17 protein-coding genes are annotated in these 24,018 nt (G+C 58.7%); 8 read left to right on the top strand and 9 right to left on the bottom strand.

The annotated features are described in order from the left end of the window. Positions 1-172: 172 nt before the first annotated feature. The 4 genes from D8U18_RS05840 to D8U18_RS05825 all read right to left on the bottom strand — a co-directional run bounded on the left by D8U18_RS05840 (position 173) and on the right by D8U18_RS05825 (position 4,544). Positions 173-1,483: a sugar ABC transporter substrate-binding protein gene (locus D8U18_RS05840; protein ID WP_130905589.1), complete on the bottom strand. Its 1,311-nt coding sequence runs from the start codon at positions 1,481-1,483 to the stop codon at positions 173-175. A gap of 326 nt (positions 1,484-1,809) precedes the next feature. Continuing rightward, complete coding sequence (locus D8U18_RS05835; protein ID WP_130907277.1) at positions 1,810-2,715, bottom strand: AraC family transcriptional regulator; 906 nt, start codon at positions 2,713-2,715, stop codon at positions 1,810-1,812. 23 nt (positions 2,716-2,738) lie between these two features. Beyond that, positions 2,739-4,043: a glycosyltransferase gene (locus D8U18_RS05830; protein WP_131107261.1), complete on the bottom strand. Its 1,305-nt coding sequence runs from the start codon at positions 4,041-4,043 to the stop codon at positions 2,739-2,741. 129 nt (positions 4,044-4,172) lie between these two features. Continuing rightward, a complete protein-coding gene (locus D8U18_RS05825; RefSeq protein ID WP_130905586.1) occupies positions 4,173-4,544 on the bottom strand; it encodes a response regulator in 372 nt (123 codons plus the stop codon). Between the two features lie 257 nt (positions 4,545-4,801). Between D8U18_RS05825 and D8U18_RS05820 the strand changes: the two genes are divergently transcribed. The 5 genes from D8U18_RS05820 (at position 4,802) to D8U18_RS05800 (ending at position 11,344) form a co-directional block, all read left to right on the top strand. Next, positions 4,802-8,290, top strand: a complete 3,489-nt coding sequence (locus D8U18_RS05820) for a response regulator (RefSeq protein ID WP_131107260.1) — start codon at positions 4,802-4,804, stop codon at positions 8,288-8,290. Beyond that, on the top strand, positions 8,291-9,124 hold the full coding sequence (locus tag D8U18_RS05815; RefSeq protein WP_056855415.1) for a protein-glutamate O-methyltransferase CheR: 834 nt from the start codon (positions 8,291-8,293) through the stop codon (positions 9,122-9,124). After that, positions 9,121-9,714 carry a chemotaxis protein CheB gene (locus D8U18_RS05810; RefSeq protein ID WP_056855414.1) on the top strand — a complete coding sequence of 198 codons (594 nt, stop codon included), beginning with the start codon at positions 9,121-9,123 and terminating at the stop codon, positions 9,712-9,714. The genes D8U18_RS05815 and D8U18_RS05810 overlap by 4 nt, the downstream gene beginning before the upstream one ends. Further along, positions 9,708-10,889, top strand: a complete 1,182-nt coding sequence (locus D8U18_RS05805) for a hybrid sensor histidine kinase/response regulator (protein ID WP_056855413.1) — start codon at positions 9,708-9,710, stop codon at positions 10,887-10,889. Before D8U18_RS05810 ends, D8U18_RS05805 begins: the two co-directional genes overlap by 7 nt. Before the next feature lie 77 nt (positions 10,890-10,966). Next, positions 10,967-11,344, top strand: coding sequence for a response regulator (locus D8U18_RS05800; protein ID WP_056855412.1), 378 nt, complete (start codon positions 10,967-10,969; stop codon positions 11,342-11,344). Positions 11,345-11,362: 18 nt separating this feature from the next. Here D8U18_RS05800 and D8U18_RS05795 read toward each other — a convergent pair whose 3' ends face one another. From D8U18_RS05795 to D8U18_RS05785, 3 genes are all read right to left on the bottom strand, one after another. Continuing rightward, on the bottom strand, positions 11,363-13,030 hold the full coding sequence (locus D8U18_RS05795; protein WP_131107259.1) for an ATP-binding protein: 1,668 nt from the start codon (positions 13,028-13,030) through the stop codon (positions 11,363-11,365). After that, positions 13,030-14,532: an ATPase domain-containing protein gene (locus D8U18_RS05790; protein WP_056855410.1), complete on the bottom strand. Its 1,503-nt coding sequence runs from the start codon at positions 14,530-14,532 to the stop codon at positions 13,030-13,032. The genes D8U18_RS05795 and D8U18_RS05790 overlap by 1 nt, the downstream gene beginning before the upstream one ends. Before the next feature lie 154 nt (positions 14,533-14,686). Then, entirely contained in the window at positions 14,687-15,742 is a 1,056-nt protein-coding gene (locus tag D8U18_RS05785; protein ID WP_131107258.1) for a tetratricopeptide repeat protein, read from the bottom strand. A 154-nt stretch (positions 15,743-15,896) separates the two neighbouring features. Between D8U18_RS05785 and D8U18_RS05780 the strand changes: the two genes are divergently transcribed. The 3 genes from D8U18_RS05780 to D8U18_RS05770 are packed head-to-tail and all read left to right on the top strand — an operon-like array spanning position 15,897 to position 19,201. Continuing rightward, positions 15,897-18,032 carry an FUSC family protein gene (locus D8U18_RS05780; RefSeq protein WP_131107257.1) on the top strand — a complete coding sequence of 712 codons (2,136 nt, stop codon included), beginning with the start codon at positions 15,897-15,899 and terminating at the stop codon, positions 18,030-18,032. Then, entirely contained in the window at positions 18,022-18,222 is a 201-nt protein-coding gene (locus tag D8U18_RS05775; protein WP_056855407.1) for a DUF1656 domain-containing protein, read from the top strand. Before D8U18_RS05780 ends, D8U18_RS05775 begins: the two co-directional genes overlap by 11 nt. Before the next feature lie 4 nt (positions 18,223-18,226). Continuing rightward, on the top strand, positions 18,227-19,201 hold the full coding sequence (locus D8U18_RS05770; protein ID WP_056855406.1) for an HlyD family secretion protein: 975 nt from the start codon (positions 18,227-18,229) through the stop codon (positions 19,199-19,201). 202 nt (positions 19,202-19,403) lie between these two features. Here the strand turns inward: D8U18_RS05770 and D8U18_RS05765 are convergent, their stop codons facing one another. Then, positions 19,404-20,825 carry a TolC family protein gene (locus tag D8U18_RS05765; RefSeq protein ID WP_056855405.1) on the bottom strand — a complete coding sequence of 474 codons (1,422 nt, stop codon included), beginning with the start codon at positions 20,823-20,825 and terminating at the stop codon, positions 19,404-19,406. Then, positions 20,825-24,013 (bottom strand): efflux RND transporter permease subunit, encoded by a 3,189-nt coding sequence (locus D8U18_RS05760; protein WP_056855404.1) that lies wholly within the window; start codon positions 24,011-24,013, stop codon positions 20,825-20,827. Before D8U18_RS05760 ends, D8U18_RS05765 begins: the two co-directional genes overlap by 1 nt. Between the last annotated feature and the right edge of the window lie 5 nt (positions 24,014-24,018).

Here is a 24,018-nt window from a genome sequence, read left to right as displayed (position 1 = left end):
GGTGATCACTTGCTCGTTGTCCGACGAGTTCTCTGTGGCGAGGGAGCTTGCTCCCGCTCGGCGGCGAAGCCGTCGTAAAACCGGTTCGCACGTTGCGACTGTTAGATCGCAGGGGCCGCTTCGCAGCCCAGCGGGAGCAAGCTCCCTCGCCACAAAAATGGATGTTTACGGGTTACTTGGGATAACCGGCGCGCTTCATCTCTCGTTCAGTGGTTTGCTGGGCGGCGGCCAGGGCCTGGTCGACTGTGGTCTGGCCGATCAGCGCCGCAGAGAAGGATTTGCCGACCTGGGTGCCAATGCCCTGGAACTCGGGAATGGTCACCAATTGAATGCCGATGTACGGCACCGGTTTGGCGCTCGGCTTGCTCGGATCTGCTGCCTTGAGCGATTCGAGTGTGACCTTGGCGAATGGCGCGGCGCTCATGTAGGCCTCGCTGTAGGTCGAGGCCCGAGTGCCTGGCGGCACGTTGGCGATGCCGTCTTTCTCGGCCACCAGTGCCCCGTATTCCTTGGAAGTGGCCCAGGTGCTGAAGGTTTTTGCCGCGTCTTTGGCCTTGGAACTGGTCGGGATCGCCAGCGCCCAGGAATACAACCAGGCCGAGCCTTTGTCGGTGACTTCATGGGGCGCGTAGGTGAAGCCGACGTGATCGCTGACCTTGCTCTGGGTCTTGTCGGTGACGAACGAACCGGCAACGCTGGCGTCGACCCAGATCGCGCATTTACCGCTGTTGAACAACGCGAGGTTTTCATTGAAGCCGTTGCTCGATGCGCCCGGCGGACCGAACTTTTTCATGGTATCGACATAGAAGTTCAGCGCGTTTTTCCATTCGGGGCCGTTGAATTCCGGTTGCCACTTTTCATCGAACCAGCGGGCGCCGTAGGCATTGGCCACGGTGGTGATCAACGCCATGTTCTCGCCCCAGCCGGCCTTGCCGCGCAAGCAGATGCCGTACTGTTCCTTGTCCTTGTTGGTGAGTTTGCCGGCGAATTCGCTGATCTGGGTCCAGGTCGGGCGCTCGGGCATGGTCAGACCGGCGTCCTTGAACAGGTCGGTGCGGTAATAGGTGATCGAGCTTTCGGCGTAGAACGGCAGGGCGTACAACGAGCCTTTCACCGAAAGGCCTTCACGCACCGACGGGAACACGTCGTCGAGGTCATAACTGGCCGGCAGGTCCTTCATCGGCTCCAGCCAGCCTTTGGCTCCCCAAAGTGCCGCTTCGTACATGCCGATGGTCAGCACGTCAAACTGCCCGCCCTGGGTGGCGATGTCGGTGGTCAGACGCTGGCGCAGAACGTTTTCTTCCAGCACCACCCAATTGAGTTTGATCTCTGGATGCTCGGCCTCGAAGGTCTTCGAGAGTTTCTGCATGCGGATCATGTCGCTGTTATTGACGGTGGCGATGGTCAGGGTCTGGGCGCCGAGGGTGACGCTGCTGAGGGTCATGCAGGTGAGGGCAAGCAGAGCTTTGACTGAAGGTTGCATCGAGCACTCCTTTTCTGCACCCGAAGGGCAACAGAAGGACAGTTATTGTTTTTGTGTCTTCCGAAGGCTGGAAGAATCTGTGCTGATTACAGCCTTCAATGGCGGGCGAGACAAATCATCCATCGCACTGGGATCGATACTTTTTTGCACTGCTGTTTGGCGATGTAGACGCAGGGAAGGGGGTTCCAGCGAGGCAGGGGTATTGAATCCGTACAGGTCTTCGCTACCCCAAGGTCGCCAAACATCCCGTAGGAGCAAGGCTTGCCCGCGATGCCGACCTCAAACACGCCATCGCGGGCAAGCCTTGCTCCTACAAAAGCTTCTATTTAACTGAGGTTTTGTTCGGTCAATCTGTGCACCACCAACCGCCGGTAATGCGAAGGCGTCATGCCCTTGAGCTGCTGGAAGCGTCGGTTGAAGTTGGAAATGTTGTTGAAGCCCGACTCGAAGCAAACGTCGGTCACCGGTTTATCACCATCGGCCAACAACTCGCAGGACTTGCTGATACGCAGGCGATTGACGAACTCGATGAAGTTGCGCCCGGTGGCCTGCTTGAACACTCGGCTGAAATAGGTCGGTTTCATGCCCAGATGCTCGGCCACTTCCTCCAGCGTCAAGTCCCGGGCGTAATGGGCAAAAATGTAATCCACCGCGCGGTTGGTGCGATCAATATTGTGTTCGTCGGCCAGTTGCGGCGTGGTTGCGCCGGACAGCAACTGATAGTCATCAGTAGCGGCCAGCAATTCCAGTAGGATGAAAAAGTGCCCGAGCCGGGTCACGCCGGTGCTATCGGCGATGCGTTGCATCAGGTCCATCGCTCGGCCAATCGTCTGCTTGCCACGAAACTCGATGCCGTACTTGGCGCGCTCCAGCAGTGGCGCGAGGGTCTTGAGTTCGGCGAAGACCTGATAGCCACTGTCGAACAGCTCGTCAGTGAAGTTGACCAGCATGTCGCGTTTGGGCACGACTTCGTCTTCGGCGACCTGGCTGATCCAGTTATGGGGCAGGTTAGGGCCAGTCAGAAACAGGGTTTCGGGATAAAAATTGCCAATGTAATCGCCGATGAATACTTTGCCTGAGCTGGCGACGATCAGGTGCAGTTCGTATTCCTTGTGGAAATGCCAGCGCACCAACGGACAAGGAAAACCGTGCTGACGATAGATGATGGACAAGCCGTTGTGGTCGTCCATCAATTCGTAGGAAGGGTCGGTGACTCTGGCGATTCGGGTCATGGCAGGGCGCTTTTGTGTTTTGGTTACATGGCGTCGATCGTATTCCGGTTCTTTGCCTCAATCCATTGCGCCATGTACTGGGTACTTTTGTGGTGGTGATGGCGCAACATGCTGCCGGTGAAATTATCCCGTCGAATGTTCGCCAGATTCTGTCGACATTCCATCAGTCGCTGAATCAACGCCGGGCCATGCAAGGATTGCCGGTAGCGGTTGGCGAGCAAGGTCTGGCCATGCGCCTGTGCTTCAAGCCAGCGAGGCTTGTCGGTGTAAAGTTGCACCGCATGCTTGGCAATCTCGCGAGCGGTGCGGGCGACGGCGCCGGGCCAGGCTTCGTCGCCGTGCATCGCCTCCGCCCCTACGGGCGTCGTGACGTTGGGGGTGCCGCAGAGCATCGCATCGACAATTTTGCCCTTTATGCCGGCACCGAAACGCAGCGGTGCCAGGCACACTCGAGCCGCCGACATGACTTGCAAGGCATCTTCTGCCCAGTTCATGACATGAAATCCCTGGGCCGGGTTATGCAGTGCTGTTGCCTTGGGTGGCGTGTATGAGCCATAGATGTGCAGTTGCGCCGCGGGCAGTTGCTCGCGAATCAGCGGCCAGATCGTGGTTTTCATCCACAACACCGCATCCCAATTGGGCGCGTGCCGGAAGTTACCAATGCTGAGAAAGTGCGCCCTGTCTTCAAATGCGGCCGGCGCCACACTCGGCAGATCGACCATCAGCGGGCACCAATGCAAGAGGGTAGCGGGCAATTTGAACTGTTCGATCAGCAATTGGATTTCCACTTCGGAAATCATCAGGTTCAAGTCGCAACGATAGATCGCGGCAATCTCACGCTTGGCCAGATCGTTATCGGCCATGAACTCAAACTCTTCACGCAGGCTGGGCGCAAACAGTTCACTGAAGTCATTCGCGTCGTCACTGGCCTTCAAACGCTGTTTGAGACGTTGCTGCCGGGCATCACGCAAGCTCTGCAGGTCCGACGTCTCCAGCACGCGAACGGCGTCGGGACAGTGTTTTTCCACGCGCCAGCCGAACTGTTCTTCCATCATGAAACGGTCGAACAGCACCACATCCGGCGCGAGTTCGCGGATGAATGTGTCGAAGCTGCTGTTGTTCAATTCGATCGGCACTTCGCGAATGCCCAGCGACGTCAGGTCAGCGCGCTGCTCACCATAACCGGCAGGGCTGCTGAAGGTGATGTCCCACCCTTGCTGCAAGAAGGTCTCGAGAATTTGCATCATGTGCCCACCGGCCGCCGAAGAACGGGGCTCGGGCCAGACGTAGCCGATGACCAGGACTTTGGTTTGGCGAGGTTGATTCATGGGCGATTGTTCCAGGCTACAAACGAGAATAAGGCGATACCAGGGAAAAACAGGTGAGAGTGTACGTAACCTTCCAGGTCACCTGAATCGAATGCGGATCACCAGCAATTGTTGTTCATCCAAACCAGCTTACTTCGACTGCGCGAGAATTCCCTGGACCTTGTCTCGCAACTGATCGATCGAAAACGGTTTGCCAATCACCGACATGCCTTCGGGCACGTCAATATTCTCCGCATAACCACTGGCGAACAGGATGGGCAACTGCGGGCGCAGCATCCGGGCCTGGATGGCCAGTTCCCGACCATCCATCACCGGCAGGCCGACGTCGGTCATCATCAAGTCGATGTGCTGGTCCTCGTCATTGAGGAACTCCAGCGCCTGTTCGCTACCATCCGCGTCAAGTACCTTGAACTCCAACTCCTCCAGCACATCGACGATCAGCATGCGCACGATGGCATCGTCTTCGACGACAAGAATGGTGGACGCATTGGCGGTGGACATAGTGGGGTTCCTGAAAAATGATTGGCGGTTGCCGGCTTGCGAAAGCGCCGGTCTCTTGCATGAGTAAGTGACGGCTCCCGACAAGTTCCCGAGGGACGGAAAAAGATTGGTCGCACATGTCAGGCAAGGATACCCGCGTCCATCAACTGGCGCAGGGGAATGTAGGACCTGGCGTTAAAACATGTGAGAAAAATGGATCAATGTGCCAGTTTTGGGGCAAACTCGCCCAATTCTGACAGTTCGACAAGGCCTGCCCCATGACCTCTGCGTCTTTGGTTGATGAGCAACGATTCCGCAAACTCCTGAGCCGCAATATCAGCCTGCCGCTGGGTGTCGGCGCCATCAGCGCTGTTTTCTTCGTGTCATTGATTACCTATCTGCTGTCGACGATCCAATGGGTCGAGCACACCGATCGGGTCATCAATAACGCCAATGAGGCCGTCAAGCTGACGGTCGACCTGGAAACCGGGATGCGCGGGTTTCTGCTCAGTGGCGACGAAAAGTTTCTCCAACCTTATGAAACGGCTAAGCCTCGGGTCGAGGTGGTGCTCAATACGTTGCTCGAACTGACGGCGGACAATCCGGTCCAGACCGATCGCTTGCACCGCCTGCAGTCGTTGCAGCAAGAATGGGCCAATTACGCGCAATCGATGATTGATCTGCAGCGATCGAGCGGCGATTACCGCAGCGCGGTCCGCGCCGGCAAAGGCAAGCGCCTGACCGACGAGATACGCAAGCAGTTCGAAGACGTGATCGACATGGAGCAGCAACTGCGTGCCACGCGCAATGAAGAGGTGCGGCGCACCACTGTCTGGAGCATTGGCCTTTATCTGCTGTTTATCGCGGGCATCAGCGCGTTGCTGGCCTACATCGGCCGTCGTGATCTGTTGAACCTGTCGCAAAGCTACTCCGCGACATTGGCTGCGCAGCAAGCCAGTGCTCAGCGCCTGGAGCAACAAGCGTGGCTGCGCAACGGCCAGACCGAACTGGCCGAGCAAGTATTGGGGCAACTGTCCCTGAATTTGCTGGGGCGCAACATCCTGCAATTCTGCGCGCAGTACCTGGGCAGCGCCGTGGCGGCGATTTACGTGCGCGAAGAACACGGTGGCCTGCGGCGAGTTGCGTCTTACGGTTTTTCGCGCGAACAGGAAGCACTTGAGCAACATATCTACAGTGAGGAAGGCATCGTTGGCCAAGTTGCGCATCAGGCCAAGTTGATTCGCCTCGACAACGTACCGAGCGACTACTTCAAGGTCAGCTCCGGCCTCGGTGAAGGGCTGCCACGCAGTGTGCTGGTGGTGCCGACCAGTGATGACGACCGGGTCAACGGTGTCATCGAACTGGGTTTCCTGCGGCCCTTGGTTGACCGCGACATCGAATTGCTGGAGTTGATTGCCGGTAACATCGGCACGTCTATCGAGGCTGCGCGCTATCGTCAGCGCTTGCAGGAAGTGCTGGCCGAAACCCAGCAACTCAACGAAGAGTTGCAAGTGCAGCAGGAAGAACTCAAGACCGCCAACGAGGAACTCGAAGAGCAGTCGCGGATTCTCAAGGAATCCCAGGCCCATCTCGAGACGCAACAGGTCGAGCTGGAACAGACCAATGAACAACTCGCCGAACAGGCCGAAGTACTGGCCCAACAACGCGACGCCATGGACCTCAAGAACACTGAACTCAATCAGGCGCAGATCCAGCTCGAAGAGCGCGCCGAAGAGTTGCAGCGCTCAAGCAAGTACAAGTCCGAGTTCCTCGCCAACATGTCCCACGAACTGCGCACGCCATTGAACAGCTCGTTGATTCTGGCCAAGTTGCTGGCGGAAAACCCTCAGGAAAACCTCAGCGCCGAACAGGTGAAGTTCGCCGAGTCGATTTACTCCGCCGGCAACGATTTGCTCAACCTGATCAACGACATTCTCGATATCTCCAAGGTCGAGGCCGGCAAGCTCGAGATTCGCCCGGAGAACACCAGTGTTGCGCGTCTGGTGGACGGCCTGCGCGGAATGTTCCAGCCGTTGGCAACGGACAAGCAGCTGCAATTCCATGTCGATTTGCAGGACGGCGTGCCCGCGATGATGTTCACCGACCGTCAGCGCCTGGAGCAGGTGATCAAGAATCTGTTGTCCAACGCGGTGAAGTTCACCGAAAAAGGCAGCGTGAGCCTGAGCGTCGCCGCAGCGCCGAACAATGGCATAGCCTTCAGCGTCCGTGATTCCGGCATCGGCATTGCCGCCGATCAGCACGAAAGCATTTTTGAAGCGTTCCGCCAAGCCGACGGCACCACCAACAGGCGATACGGCGGAACCGGTCTGGGGCTGTCGATCTCCCGCGACCTGGCGGCCCTGCTCGGTGGCTCCATCAGCGTGAGCAGCACGCCGGGGCAGGGCAGTGTATTCACCCTGGTCTTGCCGCAGCAGTACATTGAGCCCGGAGAAGAACCCGTCGAACCGATGCGTGCCGCGCCGGTGGCGATTGCACCTTATGTTGCGCCAGCTACCGTGGCGTCGGTGGTGGCGCAGGATATTCCGCGTTTCAATGATGACCGGCAGAAGGCGCCGTTCACCTCGCGTTGCATCCTGGTGGTGGAAGACGAGCCGAACTTTGCGCACATCCTCTTCGATCTCGCGCATGAACTGGGCTACCACTGCCTGGTGGCTCACGGTGCCGACGAAGGTTACGACCTGGCCCGGGAGTTCATTCCCGATGCCATCCTGCTGGATATGCGCCTGCCGGACCATTCCGGCTTGACCGTGCTGCAACGTTTGAAGGAACACGCCGAAACCCGGCACATTCCTGTGCACGTGATTTCGGTCGAGGACCGGGTCGAAGCGGCGATGCACATGGGCGCGATCGGTTATGCGGTCAAACCGACCACCCGTGAAGAACTCAAGGACGTGTTTTCGCGTCTGGAAGCCAAACTGACCCAGAAGGTCAAGCGCGTCTTGCTGGTTGAAGACGACGATTTGCAGCGTGACAGTATTTCCCGGTTGATTGGCGACGATGACATCGAGATCACCGCGGTCGGCTTGGCCCAGGATGCTCTGCAGTTGCTGCGAAGCACGGTGTTCGATTGCATGATCATCGATCTGAAGCTTCCGGACATGCTCGGCAATGACTTGCTCAAGCGCATGTCTACCGAAGATATCTGCTCGTTTCCGCCGGTGATTGTCTATACCGGACGCAACCTCACCCGGGATGAAGAGGCGGAACTGCGCAAGTATTCGCGCTCTATCATCATCAAGGGCGCGCGCTCGCCCGAGCGTTTACTGGATGAGGTGACACTTTTTCTGCACAAAGTCGAATCGCGGTTGTCCCATGAGCGACAGAAGATGCTCAAGACTGCCCGCAGCCGCGACAAAGTCTTCGAGGGACGCAAAGTGCTGTTGGTGGACGACGATGTACGCAACATCTTCGCCCTCACCAGCGCGCTGGAGCATAAAGGTGCGGTCGTGGTCATCGGCCGTAACGGCCGGGAAGCGATTGAGCGATTGAATGAAGTGGAAGACATCGATCTGGTGTTGATGGACGTGATGATGCCGGAGATGGATGGTTTTGAAGCCACCATCGAGATCCGCAAGGACCCGCGCTGGCGCAAGTTGCCGATCATCGCGGTGACGGCCAAGGCCATGAAGGACGATCAGGAACGCTGCCTGCAAGCAGGCGCCAATGATTATCTGGCCAAGCCCATCGACCTGGATCGGTTGTTTTCGTTGATCCGTGTGTGGTTGCCAAAGATGGAACGTATCTAAGTGGAGCGCAATTATTCAGGGGAACGAATCAGCGAGATAGAGTTGCGGTTGTTGATCGAGGCCATCTACCTCAAGTACAGCTACGATTTTCGTGATTATTCAGGCGCTTCCATCAAGCGCCGGGTGAGCCATGCGCTGAGTCAGTTCGAATGCAACACCATTTCGGCCCTCCAGGAAAAAGTCCTGCATGACCCGATGGCCTTCATGCAGCTCCTGCAATTGCTGACGATTCCGGTCAGTGAAATGTTCCGCGACCCTTCGCACTTCCTGGCCATCCGCCAGGAAGTGGTGCCGCTCCTCAAGACGTACCCGTCGATCAAGATCTGGATTGCTGGCTGCAGCACGGGGGAGGAGGTCTATTCGATGGCCATCCTCCTGCGTGAAGAGGGCTTGCTTGAGCGCACCATCATTTATGCAACCGACATCAATCCGCGCTCGCTGGACAAGGCCAAGCAGGGAATATTCTCGATGGAGAATGTCCGCGCCTACACTTCCAACTACCAGCAAGCCGGTGGTAAACGCTCGTTCGCCGACTACTATACGGCGGCGTATGGCTACGCCATTTTCGACAAGTCGCTGTGCGAGAACGTGACCTTTGCCGACCACAGCCTGGCTACCGACAGTGTATTTTCAGAAACACAATTAATTTCGTGTCGTAACGTATTGATCTATTTCAATAAAAAACTTCAGGATCGGGCTTTCGGTTTGTTTCATGAGTCGCTGTGCCACCGTGGTTTCCTGGTGCTGGGCAGCAAGGAAACCCCGGATTTTTCAGCCTTCGGCAACCAGTTCGAACCGCTGGTCAAACAAGAACGGATTTATCGCAAATCATGAACAGCGCAACGGGTTTGCCTTCAGTAGAAGCGATCGTGATCGGCGCTTCGGCCGGTGGGGTCGAGGCGCTGCTGAGTATTCTCGGCCCGCTGCGTGCAGGCTTCGTGTTGCCGATCATTGTCGTGTTGCACTTGCCGGAACAGCGTCGCAGCCATCTGGCGGAAGTGTTCGCCCGGCGAGTGTCGCTGCCGGTTCAGGAAGCCAGCGACAAGACTCCGGTGGTGTCCGGCACCCTGTATTTCGCATCGCCCGGCTATCACTTGTCAGTGGAGCAGGACCGCAGCTTTTCCCTGAGCCTGGAAGACCGCGTTCATCATTCGCGGCCGGCCATCGATTACCTGTTCGAGTCTGCCGCCGACGCCTACGGTCCCAGCCTGGCGGCAGTCTTGCTGACGGGCGCCAACCGTGACGGTGCGAACGGTCTGGCGCAGGTCAAGCAGCGCGGCGGTCTGACCATCGTGCAAGACCCGCAGGAAGCCCAGGTTGCAACCATGCCCCAGGCAGCATTGGATATTCACCAACCTGACCACATTCTCCCTATCCGCGGCATCGGCCGTCTGCTTGTCGAGCTGGAACGAATCGCATGCTAAGTAATATCCAGGCCAAACTGCTGATCGTGGACGATCTGCCGGAGAATCTGTTGGCACTCGAAGCGCTGATCAAGCGTGAAGACCGTACCGTCTACAAAGCGCAATCTGCCGACGAGGCCTTGTCGCTGTTGCTGCAACACGAATTCGCCATGGCCATTCTCGATGTACAGATGCCCGGGATGAATGGCTTCGAACTGGCCGAGTTGATGCGCGGTACGGAAAAAACCAAGAACATTCCAATCGTGTTTGTCAGTGCCGCCGGTCGTGAGCTCAATTACGCGTTCAAGGGCTACGAAAGCGGCGCTGTGGACTTCCTGCACAAACCGCTGGACATCCATGCGGTCAAGAGCAAGGTCAACGTTTTCGTCGAGCTGTTCCGCCAGAGCAAGGCGATGAAACAGCAAGTTGAAGAACTCGAGCAAAGTCGCCGCGAGCAGGAAGCGCTGCTCAAGCAATTGCAGAGCACCCAGCTGGAATTGCAACAGGCGGTACGCATGCGCGATGACTTCATGTCGATTGTCGCCCATGAGGTGCGCACGCCGCTCAACGGCCTGATCCTCGAAACCCAACTGCGCAAGATGCACCTGGCCCGGGATAACGCCTCCGCATTCACCCTCGACAAAATGCACGCCATGGTCGATCGCGACGAACGGCAGATCAAAAGCCTGATCCGGTTGATCGAAGACATGCTCGATGTGTCACGCATCCGCACCGGCAAATTGTCGATTCGCCCCACGCGGTTTGATCTTTCGGCCCTGGTGCGCGCCCTGCTGGAAAATTTTGCCCAACAGATCGAAGCCGCCGAAGCGACCGTGACACTTGAAGCCGAACAACCGGTGGTCGGCAATTGGGACGAATTCCGCATTGAGCAGGTAGTTTCCAATCTGTTGACCAATGCCTTGCGCTACGGCGCCAAGAGTCCGATCAGCGTCAAGGTGTACAGTGAGCACGGCGAAGCACGGATAGAAGTCCGTGATTGCGGAATCGGCATCAGTGAAGAAAACCAGCAACGGATTTTCCAGCAGTTCGAGCGGGTGTCGGCCAAGCACGCCGTCGCCGGACTGGGTTTGGGATTGTTTATTTCCGAACAGATTGTCACCGCCCATGGCGGTACCATTACCGTCGAAAGCCGGATTGGCGAAGGCGCCCTGTTTCGCGTTTGTCTGCCGCTGTAGGAAAACAGCCCGATAAACGCAACCTCTGATCGACCCTACGGTCGTATCAGCAGCTATTGACCGAACAAAGGCTTCCCATGAGTGAAGATGCACAAGACGTCGTACTGATCGTCGAAGATGACCCCTCGATTCTGATGGTCCTGTCGGCCTATCTGTCGGGGGAGGGCTACCGGGTGTTGCAGGCCGAGAATGGCGAGCAAGCGTTTGAGATTCTCGCCAGCAAGCCGCACCTGGACATGATGATCACTGACTTCCGCCTGCCGGGTGGGATTTCCGGCGTGCAGATCGCCGAGCCCGCGGTAAAACTGCGACCGGAGCTGAAGGTGATTTTCATCAGCGGCTACCCGCAGGAAATCCGTGAAACAGACAGCCCGATCACCCGCTCGGCACCGATACTGGCCAAGCCATTCGACCTGGACGTGTTACAGGAAATCATGCAGGACATGCTCTCCTGAATCCCGGCAGAAGCCGCTTCAGGCGCTGATCATCTCCCTCACTTTGGCCGTCAACAGGTCAAACGTGAATGGCTTGGTGATCATCTGCATGCCCGGATCGAGGAATCCGCCGCGTACGGCCGCGTGTTCGGCATAACCGGTGATGAACAGGACTTTCAGGCCGGGCCGGAACTGCCGGCCGATTTCTGCCAGTTGCCGGCCGTTCATGCCGGGCAGTCCGACATCGCTGATCAACAGGTCGATGCGTTGCGCGGATTCAAAGATCGGCAGGGCGCTGTCGGCATCGCACGCTTCGACGAAGGCATAGCCCAAATCACTGAGCACCGTGCTGACCAGCACCCGTACAGCCGGGTCGTCCTCAACGATCAGGACGGTTTCGCCATTCTGCGCGAAGAGCGGGTGGTGACTGTCCACCGGCGGATCCTGCGGCAGATCACCACCGTAACGCGGCAGATAAATGCTCACCGTGGTGCCTTCACCCACTTCGCTTTGAATGGCGACGTGGCCCCGCGATTGTTTGCTGAAGCCATAGATCATCGACAATCCAAGGCCGGTGCCTTGGCCGATCGGCTTGGTGGTGAAGAAAGGGTCAAACGCGCGGTTGATGGTGCTTTGCGGCATGCCGCAGCCATTGTCGGTGACGCTGAGCGTCACGTAATCACCGGGTTCGAGATTGCTGTGCAGGTCGGTAAAGGTGTTTTCCAGATGTTGGTTCGAGGTGGTCACCACCAGTTTGCCGCCGTTGGGCATGGCGTCGCGGGCATTGATGACCAGGTTGAGCAGGGCGCTTTCCAGTTGATTGGGGTCGGCCTCGGCCACCCACAGTTGTTCGCTCAACTGCATGTCCAGGCGAATGCTCTCATTGATGCTGCGTTGCAACAGTTCACCCATGGAAACCACCAGCGTATTCATTTCCACGGGTTTGGAATCGAGCGACTGCCGGCGAGAAAACGCCAGCAGGCGATGGGTCAAGCCGGCGGCCCGGTTGGCCGAGGTCACGCCAAGATCGATCAGGCTGTCCAGGTCTTCGATGCGGCCGCGGGCCAGGCGCCGGCGCAGCAGCTCAAGGCTGCCGATGATGCCGGTGAGCATGTTGTTGAAGTCATGGGCGATACCGCCGGTGAGTTGGCCAACCGCTTCCATCTTCTGGGATTGACGCAAAGCTTCTTCGTTGTGGCGCAATTGCGCGGTGCGCTCTTCGACCTGTTGTTCCAGGGTTTCCAGGGTGTTTTGCAGGCGCAGTTCGCTTTGGCTCAAGTCGACCAGCCGATCCCTGGCTTCGTACTGTCGTCGACGGCCGCGCAAGGCGGTGGTCACCAGACTGATCAATGTCTCCGGGTGAAAAGGACGTTCCAGGAACGTGACGTTGCCCAACTGCGGCCCGAAGCGCGAAGCGGGGTTCTGTTCCGGGCCACCGTGGTGCGTCAGCAAAACAATCGGCAAGTCCGACCAGGCCGGTTGTTGATCGATGAGGGTCAACAGCGGACCCAGATCACTGCGCAACAGCGCTTCGGAAGAGATCAGCAGCAAACCGGCGCCTTGCTCCAGTTCGCTGCACAGTTGCGGTAAATCCTGGCTGATGATCCCGTCGAACCCTGCTTCTTTGAGCAACATCATCGCAATCTGACTGTCTCGCCCCAGCGGGGCGAGAATGATTGCGCGTTCGGATGTCGCAGCTTGGGTCATCACAGGCCTTCATCCCCAAGCAATGGAATGCTCGCGCCCATATAGGTCGGCACGCCGCGCAGTACGCCCTGGAAGGCTTCCAACGGTTCGCCGATGGTCATGCCTTTGGCGCTGATGCGGTATTCGCGGATAGTTGCTTCATGGCTGCCGGTACGTTTCTTGATGATTGAAATGGCCCGGCGGACTTTGCCCAAGGCTTCGAAGTAGCGCAATAGAATCACTGAGTCGGCCAGGTAGGTAATGTCCACCGGGGCCTGCATGTCGCCGACCAGTCCATGCTGGGCAACGGTCATGAAGGTCGCAGCGCCTTTGCGGTTGAGGTAAAGCAACAACTCGTGCATGTGCAGTACCAGGGCATTCTCCTCTGGCATCGCCGCTTGATAGCCGTTGATGCTGTCGATCACTACGGTCTTGATGTTGCCTTGATCGACGCATCGCCGCACCCGGTGGGAAAACTCGCCAGGGGACAGTTCGGCGGCATCCACCTGCTCGATCAGCAGGTTCCCGCCATCCTGCAACGCCTGCAGATCGATACCGATGTTCTTCATCCGCTCGAACAGCAATCCAAGCTCTTCGTCGAAGATGAACAGGGCTGCTTTCTCGCCCCGAGCCACTGCGGCGGCGGCGAACAGCATCGAAATCAGCGATTTGCCAGTGCCGGCCGGGCCGAGAATCAGCGTGCTGGAACCCGTTTCGATGCCGCCACCGAGCAGCGCGTCCATTTCGGCAATGCCGCTGGTCAACTGCCGCCGGACGTAGTTGCCGCGATGTTCGGCGGCCACCAGGCGCGGGAACACGTGCACGCCGTCGGTCATGATCGTGAAGTCATGGAAACCGCCACGGTATTTCTGGCCGCGGTATTTCACTACGCGGATACGGCGGCGCTCGGCACCGTAATTGGGCGTCAACTCCTCCAGGCGAATCACACCGTGGGCCACACTGTGCACGGTTTTATCCAAAGATTCGGTGGTCAGGTCGTCGAGCAACAACACCGTGGCATCGTAGCGCACGAAGTAATGCTTGATCGCCAGGATCTGGCGGCGGTAGCGCAGTGAACTCTGCGCCAACAAGCGGATTTCAGACAGGCTGTCGAGGATTACGCGGGTCGGTTTGACCCGCTCGACCACTTCGAAGATCTGTCGTGTGGCTTCACCCAGCTCCAGATCGGAGGAATACAGCAGTGATTGCTGATGCTCGGCGTTCAACACGCTTTCGGGCGGCGTCAGTTCGAAGATATGGACGTTTTCGCCCAGCTCCCAACCGTGGGAACGGGCACCCTGGCGCAACTCGTGTTCGGTTTCAGACAGGGTGATGTACAACGAACGCTCGCCGGCTTCAGCGCCAGCCATGAGGAAATGCAATGCGACAGTGGTCTTGCCGGTACCTGGTTCGCCTTCAAGTAAAAACACATGGCCGCGGGACAATCCACCATTGAGGATGTCATCCAGGCCTTCAATACCTGTGGCCGCTTTTGTGCTGATCAACTCGTTGGATATAGACAAATAATGCCCTCTCTTGAATAGGGGAAACGAGGCTGCTGGCACGATGGCCATTATAGGCTGCCTGTTTCACTTGACCCTTTGTTGAGACGACGGTTCAACCTTTTCTGCTATGGGCGGTTGATGCGTATAAGGAAACACCGCAGAGAGCGCGTCCTTACAGACCTTGCTGCAAGGCCGGATCATCCGGATTGAGCTGTTCGAGTTGGGCCAGCAGGATCTGTACGTTTTGCAACTGGCCGCTTTCCTTCCAGTAGTTGATCAGCAGCACCCGCGCCCGGCGATCGTTGGGGTGTCGCTGCACGATATCCTGCAATTGCTTCTGCGCCGCTGCCAGTTCCTGTTCACCGTGCAGCGTGGTGGCCAGGTCATAGCGGTAATCCTTGTTGTCCGGTTCAAGCTCCACGGCCTTGGACAGTCCGAGCAGGGCGAACTCGCTTTGTCCGTGATGCAACAGCCACATCCCCAGTGCATGTTGCAAATAAGCTGAATCGGGCTGCGCCTTCAGTTGTTTGGCCAGCAACTGGCGAGCGGCGTCGTTCTGACCAAGTTTATCCAGCACCTCGATCTGCATCACCAGCGCCGGCAAATTGTCCGGGGCAAGGCGCAAAGTATTTTCAAGAGCCTGCTGGGCTTCTTTGAATTGGGCATTGTGCAGATACAACCGCGCCAATTGATATTGTTTTTCGGCACTCTGCGGCGCACTTTTGAGCGTTTGCTGCCAGGCATCGATGGCCTGCTCCAGCGGCGCGAAATACAGACCAAGGTCATCCGGTGAAAGCCCGAGCAATGCGTTGACCGCGGCCAGGCGTACGCTTTGCTCGGGGTCATCGAGCAATGGCCCCAGCAACAGAGTGCGTTGGCCACTGGACACCAGCCCGCTGATGCTTTTGATCGCGGCAATACGCACGTCCGCTGATTCATGCTGCAAATCCGCATCAGCCAGTTTCAGCGCGACGGAGCTCGGATAGTTGGGCAGTTCGGCATGCAGCCAGACGCGTCGTTTCGGCGAAATGTCAGGCCGGGCCAGTTGCTGGTAAAGCACCCGTGCCGCACCCGGTTGGCCGGCCCGGGCCTTTTCCAGAGCTTCGCTGTAACCACGCTTGATGGCCTCTGGTATCACAGGGGTTGTACTGCGCAGAAACGCCCACGCAAGACCGATGGCGAACAGGACACAGAGGCTGATTAGCAGGTAACGGCGGGACTTGGGCATGCAGAATCCGGGCTGGCAAGCTTTTGCAAAGTGATCAGCTTCGGTCAGGCAGGGCTGTGAGTCAAACCTTGGGCGCTTGCAAAGCGCTTTCTTCAGGTTGTCGAGGTTGCGAAGCAGTGTCTACGCTTGCTGAATAGCAATCAACGAGCGTTCCATGCAGCCGTTTTTGCAGTACTTCAAGGCGATCCTTCACCCCGGCCCCGGGGTGTTGCTGTTTGCCTTGCGAACCATTGCGGCCGGGTTGCTGACGCTGTACCTGGCATTTGTGTTCGATCTTGAGCAACCCAAATGGTCGATCATGGCCGTGGTCATCATTAGCCAGCCCTTGGCCGGCATGGTCTTGGCCCGCAGTTTCGGCCAGGTCATCGGCACTACGCTTGGCGCGGCTGTGGCGGTGCTGATCATGGCGATTTTCCCCCAGGCGCCGGTGCCGTTTCTTATCACGCTGTCCCTGTGGCTGGCGTTGTGTACTGCCGGTGGCACCTTGTTGCGCTACACCAGTTCGCAGGCATTCGTACTCAGCGGGTATACGGCGGTGGTCGTCGGTTTGCTGGCCGTGCCGGAACCTGACGGCACATTTTTGCTGGCCGTCACCCGTGTCACCGAAACATTGCTCGCGGTGGCCTGTGTTTGCGTGGTGAGTCTATTGACCGCACGCCCGGAAGCCGTGGCCAAGGATTACTTCGCGCGGATCGATCAAGTGATCAAGCTGCTGGCCACGCACGCCAGCGCCGTCATCCGGACCGAAGAAAGCGAGGCCGAGTTCCATCGGCGACAAATGCAGCTGCTTGCGCAGATTGGTGCATTGGAAGGCGTACGCCGACACCTCTATTACGACGCGCCGCGGTTGCGCAGTGCCGACGATCTGGTGCAATTGTTGGGCAACCAACTGGTGCTGTTGACGGCACGGCTGACTGCGTTGCGCCATCAGCGCGAATTGTTGCTGGAGCGCTGGGAGGGTGAGATTCCCTTGGAGATTCGGCAGTTGCTCACCGAAGAACTGGAGTTTCTCGATGAATTGGCCCGGCAAGGGCGCGCACTTCCGGCTGAGCAACGACGGCAGTTTGCGGTATTGCAAAAGCGTTTTGATGCGCTGGCTTATCGCTCGGAACAGCTCACCGAACCGCTCAAGGCGACATTGCGCTCGCTATCATGGTCTTTGCGCTGGGAACAGGCGCGAATGCTGCAGCAGCTGGAAACCATCCTTGAGTTGAGCGACGCGATCCAGAGCGGGCGCGGCGCCAGCAGCATGTTTCGTGGGCAGAAGAATCCCTTGCATCTGGATTACACGCTGGCGGCGATGAACGCTATCCGCGCCTACAGCGCGCTGATGGTCGCGGGCCTGATCTGGATCGAAACCGGCTGGGACGGCGCGCGGGGCGGGATGATCGTGACCGGCATTCTCTGTTCGTTGATGGCGACATTTCCCCGGCCATTGCTGGCAGTCCAGAGTTACGCCAGAGGGTTGGGGTTGGCGTTGGTCGTGTCGGCGGTGCTTCAGTTCGCCCTGGTACCGATGATCAGCAGCTTCGAATTGCTCGCTTTGTTATTGGGGCCATTGCTGTATGCGGTCGCCGTCGGGTTGTCCAGCCCGCCGACCACAGGGACCGGGATCGGTCTGGGGCTGACCACGTTTTTGCTGTTAGGTCCGCAAAACACCGGTTTGGGCCAGAACACCGCGATTCAATGGTTCGAATTTGCCGGTGCTTACGTGTGCGCTGCCGCTCTTGCCTTGAGTGTCTATGCCTTGATTTTCCCCTTCAGGCCCGGCCTGCGCATGCGTCGGTTGCACCAGGAAAACTGCGAACAGGTCTACGCCTTGCTGAAAGCTGCGGCCACCGATGAAAACCAGTTTGCTTTCGAAAGCCGCATGGTCGATCGCCTGACCATGATGCTGGGCTTGTTGCCAGCCATCGAGGACTCGTCTTCGCGGGAACTGTTCGAAGTCAGCCTTGGCAGTATGGCCCTGGGCATTGCCTTGAATCAGCTCAGGCAGCAGGGGCAAAACAACGTGTTGTTGAGCCCGCAGACGCAGGAGCGTTTGTTCGCCACGGTTCGGGAAACCGGGCGCCTGGTCGCCGGCCGGGCCAATATCGATGTCGATCGCGTGCTAGGCAGCCTGCACAGCTTGGGTGATGAACTGGACGCGTTGCATTCAAGCGTGCATGAACATTTATGGTCGGTGTTCCGCATGCGCGTAGCGCTGCTGATCGTCGTGTCATTCCTGGAACGACACCGCGGCCACTTTGAATCCACAGCACCCCAAGGAGAACCGACACTTGCCCATTGATCTGGAAATAGGCGGTGTTTATCTGCCGCCGATTGCCCAGGCACTGTTGCTGGGGCTGCCGATATTTTTGCTGCTGGACTGGCTGCTGCGCCGCCTCGGCGTGCTGCGGTTGGTCTGGCATGAAGCGTTGTTCGAAGGCGCGCTGTACGCCTGCGTGTGCGCGACACTGATTCTGTGGATGGGAGCCTGATGCCTTGAAGACGATTCTTGCCCGACTCTCGACGTTAGCCGTGGTAGCGCTGGCGTTTGTGCTCGGCTGGTTTGCCTGGGAGCATTACACGCGCGCGCCGTGGACCCGGGACGCCAGGGTACGTGCCGATGTGGTGACGTTGTCCGCTGATGTCGCCGGACGCATCGTCAAACTCAACGTGCAGGATAACCAGCACGTGGACAAGGGCCAGTTGCTGCTGGAGATCGATCCCTCGCGCTACACCCTGGCAGTGGAACACGCCAAGCGCGCGGTGGAGGTGTCCAAGGCCTCACTGGGGCAATCGCAAGCGACGATTGTCGCCAGCCAGGCACTGCTTCGCCAGCGCCAGAGCGAAGAACGCCGTCGGCGGACCCTCAAGGAACGCTCGGCAATCTCCGGCGAAGAGTGGGAAAAAGCCAACACCGATGTATCGGTGGCAGAAGCTGACTTGCTGCGCAACCAGGCCAATCTGGGGTTTGCCCAGGCCAACGTGCAACTGGCGATTGCTGCGCTGGCCGAGGCTGAACATGATCTTGAACGCACCCGGGTCGAGTCGCCGGTCAGCGGCTACGTCACCAATCTGCTGACCCGCCAGGGTGACTATGCAACGGCGGGTGGACCCTTGGTAGCGCTGGTGGACAGCGATTCGTTTTATATCAGCGGCTACTTCGAAGAAACCAAATTGCCGCGAATCGGGGAGGGCGACCGGGTCGCTATCGAGTTGATGAGTGGCGAGCGATTTGGCGGCACCGTGCAAAGCATCGCCTTCGCCATCGCCGACCGTGAAAACCTGCCGGGCGGGCGTTTGCTGGCCAACATCAACCCCAGTTATACCTGGGTGAAACTGGCGCAGCGGGTGCCGGTGCGGATACGGATCGACGAGGATTATGCGGGCAAGGACAAACTGCGCGCCGGAACAACAGCCACCGTGACCGTGCAGCAATCCCAAAATTCCGAAGACCAGCGCTACCCCCCGTAGGAGCCGAGCTTGCTCGCGATAGCGTCATGTCAGCCACTATCAATGTTGAAGTTGCGACCGTCATCGCGAGCAAGCTCAGCTCCTACAGGATCCATGTTGTTTGGCTGAAAAAATGCAAAAAAAAGCCCCGCGACCGAATGATACGCGGGGCAAAAAATTTGGTTGGTTGCGGCCAACCAAAGGAGCTCTTTAGTAAACCGAATTACTTGCTGGCGACCGTCTCCGGCTGCCAGCCACCGCCCAGGGCCTTGTAGATCGCGACGATGCCGCGATACAGATCGACCTCAGCCTGGGCCTGGGTATCTTCAGCCGCCAGACGTTCGCGCTGCGCATCCAGCAGCACGAGGAAATCGGCGGTGCCTTCGCGGTAGCGAATCTCGGCGAGATCGGCTGCGGAGCGGCTGGATTCACTCTGGCGAATCAACGAAATAAGCCGCTGTTGGCGCTTGCCGTAATCGCTGAAGGCATTCTCCGACTCTTCCAGGGCCAGCAAGACTTGTTGCTCGTAGGTCGCCAGTGCGCCTTCGGCATCGGCATCCGCGCCGCGCAGACGGGCACGCACGCTGCCCAGATCGAAGGCCGCCCAGGTAATGCTCGGGCCAAGCGCCCAGGCGTTGGCCGCCGAGGAGCCGATCTGCGAACCGCGCCCGGCGGTGAAGCCGAGGAAGCCGCTGAGGCTGACACGCGGGAACAAATCCGCCTTGGCCACGCCGATGCGCGCCGTGGCCGAGGCCAGTTTGCGTTCGGCACTGAGAATATCCGGACGGCGTTGCAGCAGTTCACCCGGATCACCAATCGGCAGCGCCTTGGCAATCGCCGGCAGGTCTTTGGGGCTCAGGTCCACAGTCAGCTTGTCCGGGCGTTCACCGAGCAGGGTAGCGATGCGGTTTTTCTGCCGCACCTGCTCCGCCTGCAATTGCGGCACGCTGGCTTCGACCGAGGCCAGGCGCGCATCGGCGCGCTCGACATCGAGCTGATCGCCAACACCGGCATCACGCAGGCTGATGGTGATCTTGCGCGATTCCTGCTGGTTCTCCAGGTTGGCCAGGGCAATCTTTTCCCGCAGCTGGGCACCGCGCAGTTGACCGTAAGCATCCACCAGTTCGGCGATCATGGTCACTTGCAGCTGGTACAGATCAGCCTCGAGTGCCTGTTGCTCGGCGTTGGCCGATTCCAGATTGCGCTGGATGCGGCCAAACAGATCGATCTCCCAGGCCATGTCCAGGCCCAGGTCGTAGCGTTCGCTATTGACCCGGTCAGTGGTTTCGCCAGGGATCTGGCCCTTGCCCAGGTCACTGCTGACCCGGCTGGTGATCGTCGGCATCGCGTCATTGCTGACGTCGTCACGGATCGCCCGCGCCGCTTTCCAGCGGGCGAAGGCAACGCGCAGATCGCGGTTGCCCTTGAGCGATTCAGTCACCAACTGGTTGAGGGTCGGGTCTTCGAACTGCTGCCACCAGATGCCTTCGAAACGCGAGCGGTCAAAATTCTTCTGACCGGCCGCACCGTCGGTGGCGGTGGTGATGTTGGCCGGTTCTGTGGCTGGGGTCTTGTAGTCCGGGCCGACGGCACAGGCGCTCAGTGCCAGTACCAGCAGGCTCGGCAGGAAAGCTTTCAAACTCATCAATGCGACTCCAGCTGATTTTGCAGTTTCAGCGCCTTGGCGGCTTTGCGCGCTTCACCGCGTTCGACGAAGTTACGGATCAGTACGTAGAACACCGGCGTCAGCAGCAGACCGAAGAAGGTCACCCCGAGCATCCCGGAGAACACCGCCACACCCATCGCATGACGCATCTCGGCACCGGCACCGCTGGAGAACACCAGTGGCACCACACCCATGATGAACGCGAAGGAGGTCATCAGGATCGGCCGCAGACGCAGACGGCACGCTTCGAGTACCGCCGCCAGCGGGCTCATGCCTTCGAGCTGTTTGTCCTTGGCAAACTCGACGATCAGAATCGCGTTCTTACAGGCAAGCCCCACCAGTACGATCAAACCGATCTGGGTAAAGATGTTGTTGTCGCCACCGGAGGCGATCACCCCGGTGATGGCCGACAGCAGGGTCATCGGTACGATCAGGATCACCGCCAGTGGCAGGCTCCAGCTTTCGTATTGTGCGGCGAGCACCAGGAACGCCAGCAGTACGCAGAGCGGGAACACGAACAGCGCGGTGTTGCCGGACAGAATCTGCTGGTAGGTCAGGTCGGTCCATTCGTAGGTCATGCCGTTCGGAAGTTCTTCCTTGAGCAGTTTCTCGATGGCTTTTTCGGCCTGGCCGGAGCTGTAGCCGGGGGCTGCCGCACCGTTGATTTCAGCGGTAATGAAACCGTTGTAGTGCATCACGCGGTCAGGTCCCGAGGTGTCGCTGACCTTGATGAAGGTCGCCAGCGGGATCATCTCGCCTTTGTTGTTGCGCACTTTCAGCTGGCCGATCTGGTCGGATTCGAGGCGGAACTGTTGTTCGGCCTGAACGTTGACCTGATAGGTGCGACCGAAGCGGTTGAAGTCGTTGGCATACAGCGAACCCAGGTAGATCTGCAGGGTGTCGAAGATGTCGCTGACGGCCACGCCGTGGGTCTTGGCTTTCTCACGGTCGATGGCGGCATCGACCTGTGGCACGTTCACGGTGTAGCTGGTGAACAACCCGGCCAGTTCCGGCACGCTGTGGCTCTTGTTGATGATGTTCATGGTTTCTTTGTATAGCTCTTCGTAGCCCAGGTTGCCCCGGTCTTCGATCTGCAGGCGGAAACCGCCGATGGTGCCCAGGCCTTGTACCGGTGGTGGCGGGAAGATCGCCATGTAGGCTTCCTGAATCCCGGCGTACTGGCCGTTCAAGGCACCGGCGATGGCACCGGCGGACATGCTCGGGTCTTTGCGCTCGTCGAACGGTTTCAAGGTCACGAACACGATGCCGGCGTTCGGGCTGTTGGTGAAACCGTTGATCGACAGGCCAGGGAAGGCCACGGCACTTTCCACGCCAGGCTGTTTCAGCGCCAGGTCGGACATGCGCTTGATCACGTCTTCGGTACGGTCCAGGCTCGCCGCATCCGGCAATTGCGCGAAGGCCACCAGGTATTGCTTGTCCTGGCCGGGTACGAAACCGGTCGGGGTGCTGGAAAAACCGAAGAAGGTCAGGACCATCAGGCCGGCATACAGCAGCAGGGCGATACCGCTTGAGCGGATCACACGGGCAACGGTGCCAACATAACCGTGGCTGGCCTTTTCGAAGAAACGGTTGAACGGGCGGAACAACCAGCCGCCAAACATCTTGTCCAGCACCTTGGAGAAACGATCCTTCGGTGCGTCATGGCCCTTGAGCAATACCGCAGCCAGTGCCGGCGACAGGGTCAGCGAGTTGAAGGCCGAAATCACCGTCGAAATCGCAATGGTCAAGGCGAACTGCTTATAGAACTGACCCGTCAGGCCAGAAATGAACGCCGCCGGTACGAACACCGCACACAGCACCAGCGCCGTGGCGATGATCGGGCCGGTGACCTCGCCCATGGCTTTTTTGGTCGCTTCGACCGGCGTCAGTCCGAGTTCAATGTTGCGCTCGACGTTCTCCACCACCACGATCGCATCGTCGACCACGATACCGATCGCCAATACCAGGCCGAACAACGACAGGGCGTTCAGCGAGAATCCGAACAAGTGCATCACCGCAAACGTACCGATCAACGATACCGGCACCGCCACCAACGGAATGATCGATGCGCGCCAGGTTTGCAGGAACAGGATCACCACCAGCACCACGAGGATCAGCGCTTCGAAGAGGGTATGCACCACTGCCTCGATGGAACCGCGTACAAAGATCGTCGGGTCATAGACAATGCTGAAGTCCATGCCTTCGGGGAAGCTCTTCTTCAGCTCGGCCATTTTCGACCGCACTTCGTTGGAGATTTCGATCGCGTTCGAACCCGGACGCTGGAAGATCGGGATCGCCACCGCCGGCTGGTTGTTGAGCAACGAGCGCAGGGCGTATTGGCTGGAACCCAGCTCGACCCGAGCGATGTCTTTAAGGCGAGTGATTTCACCGTTGTCGCCCGAGCGAATGATGATGTTCTCGAACTCTTCCTCGGAAACCAGACGACCTTGGGTGTTGACCGACAGCTGGAACGCGGTGGCATTCGGCGCAGGCGGGGCGCCCAGGGCACCGGCCGCTACCTGGCGGTTCTGTTCACGAATCGCGGTCACTACATCCGTTGCAGTCAGGTTGCGCGAAGCGGTCTTGTTCGGATCGAGCCACACCCGCAGCGAGTAATCGCCCATGCCGAACAGTTGCACGTCGCCGACACCGCCAAGACGCGCCAGCTCATCCTTGATGTTGAGCAGGGCGTAGTTGGACAAGTAGAGCATGTCGTAGCGTTTGTCCGGCGAGGTCAAGTGCACCACCATCGTCAGGTCGGGCGACGCCTTGTCCACGGTGATGCCGATGCGCGTCACTTCCTCGGGAAGTTTCGGCTCGGTCCGGGTCACGCGGTTCTGCACCTGCACCTGAGCGTTGTCCAGGTCAGTGCCCAGCGCAAAGGTGATGGTCAGGGTGATCTTGCCGTCGGCGGTCGACTGCGAGGACATATAGAGCATGTTCTCGACGCCGGTGATCGCTTGCTCCAGGGGAGCGGCTACGGTTTCACCGATGACTTTCGGGTTGGCACCCGGGAAGTTCGCACGAACCACAACAGTCGGTGGCACCACTTCCGGGTATTCGCTGATCGGCAACTGGAACAGCGAGATCGCACCGGCGATCAGGATCAGCAGCGAAAGCACCGCTGCGAAGATCGGCCGTGAAATGAAGAATTGGGAGAAATTCATCGGAG

The organism is Pseudomonas sp. Sample_10, assembly GCF_004321495.1.
Taxonomy (GTDB): Bacteria; Pseudomonadota; Gammaproteobacteria; order Pseudomonadales; family Pseudomonadaceae; genus Aquipseudomonas.
This window is presented reverse-complemented; position numbering and strand designations above follow the sequence as displayed.

Excerpts from the sequence above, each read along its gene's own strand:
- D8U18_RS05840 (WP_130905589.1), bottom strand. The coding sequence starts at position 1,483 with ATGCAACCTTCAGTCAAAGCTCTGCTTGCCCTCACCTGCATGACCCTC.
- D8U18_RS05765 (WP_056855405.1), bottom strand. The coding sequence starts at position 20,825 with ATGAGTTTGAAAGCTTTCCTGCCGAGCCTGCTGGTACTGGCACTGAGC.
- D8U18_RS05810 (WP_056855414.1), top strand. The coding sequence starts at position 9,121 with ATGAACAGCGCAACGGGTTTGCCTTCAGTAGAAGCGATCGTGATCGGC.
- D8U18_RS05760 (WP_056855404.1), bottom strand. The coding sequence starts at position 24,013 with ATGAATTTCTCCCAATTCTTCATTTCACGGCCGATCTTCGCAGCGGTG.
- D8U18_RS05825 (WP_130905586.1), bottom strand. The coding sequence starts at position 4,544 with ATGTCCACCGCCAATGCGTCCACCATTCTTGTCGTCGAAGACGATGCC.
- D8U18_RS05800 (WP_056855412.1), top strand. The coding sequence starts at position 10,967 with ATGAGTGAAGATGCACAAGACGTCGTACTGATCGTCGAAGATGACCCC.
- D8U18_RS05780 (WP_131107257.1), top strand. The coding sequence starts at position 15,897 with ATGCAGCCGTTTTTGCAGTACTTCAAGGCGATCCTTCACCCCGGCCCC.
- D8U18_RS05795 (WP_131107259.1), bottom strand. The coding sequence starts at position 13,030 with ATGACCCAAGCTGCGACATCCGAACGCGCAATCATTCTCGCCCCGCTG.
- D8U18_RS05820 (WP_131107260.1), top strand. The coding sequence starts at position 4,802 with ATGACCTCTGCGTCTTTGGTTGATGAGCAACGATTCCGCAAACTCCTG.
- D8U18_RS05805 (WP_056855413.1), top strand. The coding sequence starts at position 9,708 with ATGCTAAGTAATATCCAGGCCAAACTGCTGATCGTGGACGATCTGCCG.
- D8U18_RS05835 (WP_130907277.1), bottom strand. The coding sequence starts at position 2,715 with ATGACCCGAATCGCCAGAGTCACCGACCCTTCCTACGAATTGATGGAC.
- D8U18_RS05785 (WP_131107258.1), bottom strand. The coding sequence starts at position 15,742 with ATGCCCAAGTCCCGCCGTTACCTGCTAATCAGCCTCTGTGTCCTGTTC.
- D8U18_RS05830 (WP_131107261.1), bottom strand. The coding sequence starts at position 4,043 with ATGAATCAACCTCGCCAAACCAAAGTCCTGGTCATCGGCTACGTCTGG.